Consider the following 5,393-nt stretch of genomic DNA (forward strand, 5'->3'; position numbering starts at 1 on the left):
ATTGCTGACGCTTATTATAACGCCTCTCATCAGAGTTTGTTACTAAATATGTATAAATGAACAAATGACGAACTATTAGTATGTTGTAACACAGGCTTTAAACTAATAGCATAACAAGCCCATTTTGAAACAGGATGCTTTAAGATGAAACCTATCTGCAACAGAATCAGACACTGTGATTCTTCCCACATTAGATACTGTTCTGACTCTATAAAACATCTAAAGCGCCTTTAAACATTCAGGGCAGTATTAGCTTGCCATAAGCATAGGTGCATAGGGGCAACACCGGGTAGCTATTACCATGGTTGTTTAAAGTTTATATAGTTTATTCAGTGCAGCAACCTCCACTGGCCATTTGTACTGTTCTACTATTTTCTCGCGAAGGACTTTGGCTGCCTCTGGCTCACCATGGTTTAAAAACACCTGCTTAGGTTTATCCAGCAAGCCAAGCCACCATAGTAAATCCTCCTGGTCGCCATGTGCTGATAAAGAGCCAATCTGACTGATAGACGCTTCTACTGTATATTGCTCATCATCTATCTTTAACGAATTGGCACCGCTTGCCAGTTTTTGCCCTCTGGTTCCGCTGGCTTGGTAGCCAACCAGTAGTATGGTATTTTTACTGTCTCCTAAAAGCTGCTTTAAATAGTAAAGTACTCTACCACCGGTGGCCATGCCACTGCCAGCAATAATGATTTTCTGCTTCGGACCATTGGAATCGAGAACGCCCAGAGTCTCCTGAAAATCACGGATGATGTGTACATTTTTAGTTAAACCTGCTGTTTCTGTTTTGCTCAGGTTGTGCCAGCCATTATGGTTCTGAAACAGTTGGGTGATGTCTATACCCATAGGAGAATCGAGGTAGATGGGGAGTTGAGGGATGCTTTTCTCATCCATCAGGTTGTTAAGGATTACAATGATTTCCTGTGCCCGCTCCACCGCAAAGCTAGGTATCACCAGTGTGCCACCTTTTTCGAACGTAGAATTAACTACATCCTGAAGTGCCTGGTAAGGAGATGTTTTGGCGTCGTGCAGCTTGTTACCATAGGTAGACTCTAAAATTACGTAGTCTGCTTTTTTAGAACGCGCAGGCGGGTCAAGTATAAGCGGGGAGCGTTGGCCTATATCTCCTGAGAAAAGAAATGTTTTACCTTCCACCTCTAACTCAACAGAGGCAGAGCCAAGTATGTGACCACTTTTCGTGAACCGAAAGCGCAGGTCTTTCGCAATCTCTACCCATTCGTCTGCCGCATGTGTCTTGAATTGTTCAATTGTCTGGTTTACATGTTTTGCTTTATACAGTGGCTTTCGGGGTTTCCGCCCATGTTCGCGTCTTTTGTTTGCCGCAGCGGCATCCTCTTCCTGTATTTTAGCACTATCATATAGTATAACCTCAGTTATATCTTTCGTGGGATGAGTGGCATGTATAGCTCCTTTATATCCTTTCTTTACCAGCACCGGTAGATATCCGCTGTGGTCTAGGTGGCCATGCGTAAGTATAATCACATCCAGCTCTGCAGGTCTGAAAGGAAGTTTCTTTACTTTATTCAGCTTTCGCTCTGATTTTTTCCCTTGAAAGAGGCCGCAATCAACTAAGATTTTGCGATGGGGCGTTTGTATAAATGTTTTTGATCCTGTCACAATTCCGGCCGCGCCTATAAACTGTAGCTCAATTTCATCGGTAGTTTTATCACTCATATGTTTGGTTTCATTTATTGGAGGTAAAAATATGCTACAACTGTAGCAAAAGGCAATGGGAGATAATACGTAGTAGGCGAGCTGCGGATAGTAGCAAAGCAAATAATATAACAAATCAGATAAAGCGCTTAGCGAAGTATGCTTTGAAAAAACAGAGGAAAGGCAGGCACTTTTAATTCATCTAAAGCCTATTTCTATTTCGTGTATTCAAGCAATACATCCTTGTGAAGGATTTTTTCACCATGCTCTCCGTACCAATTATCCTATTGAGTGTTTACTTCTAAATAAAGGTGGCGGAATTAACTTTACATTTACTAAATACCTGTTATTCTGTAAGAAGCTTGTTGGAAGTAGAGGACCCCTGCCCCCGGAAGTAAAGCTTTTGCGATTTGCTGGGGATAGGGATTTCTCGCAACAGTATCCCTTCAGGAGGACAAATCAGGTTATTTTGAATTTGTTCGAGTACTTGAAGATTTATAGCGTAAAAAAAGAGGCTTACAGTATAAGCCTCTTTTCTCTTACACACTAAAATGTTTCCTGTTATACCTCGCTGCCGCTTGCTACAGGCTGACCGACAAAATGCACCTGGTCAATTTCAAAACCGCTCTTAGGTTTAGTAGGCATTTTGTTTCTGTTAACTGTAAGGTCTTGCGCTGGCACGTTATATTGAACCTCCTGCGTCAGAAACTGCAGTGCCACTTTCATGGCCTCTATGGTAACCCATTCTCCGGCACAGCGGTGGCCCATGTCAAAATCGCCTCCGCCCTGGGGTATAAAATCAAACGGACTGCCAGACCAGGTTTTAAAACGTTCAGGTTTGAACTCGTTTGGCTCTGGCCATAGTTTCGGATCGTGCAGCATGCCATACACATCCAACAAAACCAGCGTACCTTCCTCAAACTGATGCCCCTTCCACTCAAAATCCTTGCGTGTACGTGCGCCTAAAAATGGTGTGAAAGGGTAGAAGCGGCGCACTTCCTGCACAAACAGCTGTGCAAACTTATCATCTCCCGAACGGAGTTTTTCCAGGTGCTCCGGGTGCTCATGCAGCGCCAGTGCCGAATAAGTGACATAGGTGGCAATGGCAACAATAGGGCGTACAATGTTCATTAACTCTACTGCGGCTACACGTGTGCTTAATAACTCGCCATTCAGATCGCGGTAAGTGGCAAACTTATAGGCAGCCGTGTATTCTGGCACCTGAAGCTTACCACTTCTGATATCTTCAATGATCTGGCTGTTCCACTCTTCCGATTTATTACGGGCATGCACACCGCGCAGGTAACGGGCGGCAATGCCTCCAAAGCCATAGATCATGTTTACATACTCATTTGCATGCTCGCGCACTTCTGTCGGTTTAAGAGGTACACCAGCCCATTCGCAGGCAGCTAAGCAGAAAACTTCCTGCGCTTCGTCAAACAGGTTTACACGCTCCATCTTTTCCCATTTTAGCGCGTAGGCTCGCCAGTAGCGTAACAGCATATCCATCAGCTCCTGTATTCTGTCTCTCGACATCATTGACATGAACAAAGCTTTACGATGCCTGTGCTGCTCATCATCCAACATCTGCACCCCATCTTTACCCATTAGTGTATTTTGCACCCTTTTAGGCAGAACATCTTTACGCCAGAAAAACTCATTATCATATAGTAGCTGCGCCGCATCCGGTCCATGCATACAGATAGCTTTCTCACCTAATAAACGTGTCTCATATATGTCGGTATTCAGCTCCTGCATGCGCTTGTGCATGTAGTGGTAACCTTCTGTGATGACGGCTAAAGAGCTATCTAAAGTATGCTCATGGGGAATGTTTTTCATAGCAATAATATATAAGTTGTAAGTAAAATATACGTATGCTTAGTACCTACGCGAAGCAGGTTAGCTGGTTAATGAAAAGCTTAAGAGGCTGTCTTCTTTGCTCTAAATGAACCTGGATCCAGATCGGTGAATAAATTTGTTTAACCACCATAGGTCATACGTTTACCTGCCGTATCGCTATAGTTGCATTAAAGCTGGAACTCTCCATATAACAAGCCGTAGCTTAAAAGATCAAGGTGTTACTGTAATTTTAAATGAATTGTATATGGAAAATTTCGTTTTGCTATACCATTTCGACAAACAGGAGAAGCAACAACAATTTGAACAAAGCCTAAAGAAGGAGTTCCCAAAACATCGTGAGGACCACAGCAATGGCCTCAAATACTTTGGCTTTAGTGAGAAGGCAGAGCCAGGAGCAGTAGATAAAGTAAGCACTATACTCACAACTATGGGTATGGGACGTGAAGGCTTTTATGGGTTAAATGATTTTGTAGCTTTATACTTCACCCGCGACAAAGAGCCTGATGTTGTGAAGCGCCAACTACTTATTGGTACAAAAGAAATGGTTGACCCCGGAGCAGAAGACAATACCAACGACGCGCACAGAAGCAGTATAAAAAGGCTATTGGAGTACAATTACCAGCAGGCATAACTACAATACAGAAAACTACAGAAACAGCAAAGCAGGGTGTAGGCCCTGCTTTGCTGTTTCTGTAGTTTTCTGTTGCTTTGTGGCATTTTTCAGAAGCAACTTTTAGTTACTTGCTTGCCTTATAATCGTTGATGATTCCCTCTGTTATCCAGTTAGCCAGCGCCTGCCTGTTGTTAGGTATTACAAAACGGCGCTGGTCCTTATCGTTTTTGATATTACCCAGTTCCACGAAAACCGTTGGCGGGTGGCTATACTTTACCACATACAAACTGCTGCGCGGAGTAACGCTGCCAAAATATTCTCTGTTAGGCTGATGCCGGTTATACTTGGTATCAAAAACCTGGTGGATACGCTGAGCTAGTGCAAGCCCGGCAGCACTGTTTTCGTGGTGATAGAAGAAAACATCAATGTTCTGACCTTTACTTCGGCTGTCGATGTGCACGGAGAGCATGCGCTGATAAGCTCCTTTGTGTTGCAATGCCAGCCTGTTTATATCTGCCACCCGCTGTCGCAGGCGTAGTTTATGATCATAAGGCACAGGCTTGCCAAAATAACTAACTTCATCTTTATCCATCTTCAGTATATTATCATCCCGAATACCATCGTCAGGGTCTTGGATGATCATGTAAACAGTAGCCCCACGCTCCATAAGCCTGCGGGCCAAGCGGATAGTAACATCATATGCATATTCATCTTCGCTTAGCATGTGCGGACCATATTTGCCTACAGCACCAGGATCAGGTCCGCTATGGCCTGCCACCAGGTAAAACACAGCTCCTGCTAACTGTCGGTTAATAATTTCAACACGCTCATACTTAGGCCCGAACAGCGGCACTTTCAGAACACTAGGAGATGTTGAGCTGGTAGCAGGAGTGGCCTTAGCAGCAGCAGAATTAGTGGCCGGAAGCAGGTAGGTACGACCGGCATACAAGCTGTTGCCTTCCCCTATGTTTTTCTCGTTTAGCTCCTTAAAAGCCTGCAGGTGATCGTTGGGGTTAAGGCCATGGCGTCGAAGTAACACGTAAATCCCATCGCCAGCTTTGGCTACTACTTTTTGGTAAGACTGACTGAAAGCTGGTGTAGCGGAAATATAAAGTACTAGTAAAAGTATAAGGGTGCGCAAAGTTCTTTTAATTATCATCTCACTATCTCTTACGAAAAGATAGTATAAAAAATTTTGTAAGGATGAAAGTTATTCGGAGCATCCAATGCAAAGGTTGCTAAG

Annotated in this window: 4 protein-coding genes; 1 reads left to right on the forward strand and 3 read right to left on the reverse strand. The window is 43.9% G+C overall.

The annotated features are described in order from the left end of the window. Nucleotides 1-309 precede the first annotated feature (309 nt). Nucleotides 310-1,698, reverse strand: coding sequence for an MBL fold metallo-hydrolase RNA specificity domain-containing protein (locus ACFQ2O_RS19580; protein ID WP_377532004.1), 1,389 nt, complete (start codon nt 1,696-1,698; stop codon nt 310-312). A 540-nt stretch (nt 1,699-2,238) separates the two neighbouring features. Continuing rightward, on the reverse strand, nt 2,239-3,516 hold the full coding sequence (locus ACFQ2O_RS19585; protein WP_377532006.1) for a cytochrome P450: 1,278 nt from the start codon (nt 3,514-3,516) through the stop codon (nt 2,239-2,241). A gap of 265 nt (nt 3,517-3,781) precedes the next feature. On the opposite strand from ACFQ2O_RS19585, the gene ACFQ2O_RS19590 reads away from it, so the two are divergent. After that, nucleotides 3,782-4,168 (forward strand): hypothetical protein, encoded by a 387-nt coding sequence (locus tag ACFQ2O_RS19590; protein ID WP_377532011.1) that lies wholly within the window; start codon nt 3,782-3,784, stop codon nt 4,166-4,168. A gap of 106 nt (nt 4,169-4,274) precedes the next feature. Here the strand turns inward: ACFQ2O_RS19590 and ACFQ2O_RS19595 are convergent, their stop codons facing one another. Further along, entirely contained in the window at nt 4,275-5,309 is a 1,035-nt protein-coding gene (locus ACFQ2O_RS19595) for an N-acetylmuramoyl-L-alanine amidase family protein (RefSeq protein WP_377532014.1), read from the reverse strand. Nucleotides 5,310-5,393 lie beyond the last annotated feature (84 nt).

The organism is Pontibacter rugosus, assembly GCF_042678745.1.
In the GTDB taxonomy this organism is placed as follows: domain Bacteria; phylum Bacteroidota; class Bacteroidia; order Cytophagales; family Hymenobacteraceae; genus Pontibacter; species Pontibacter rugosus.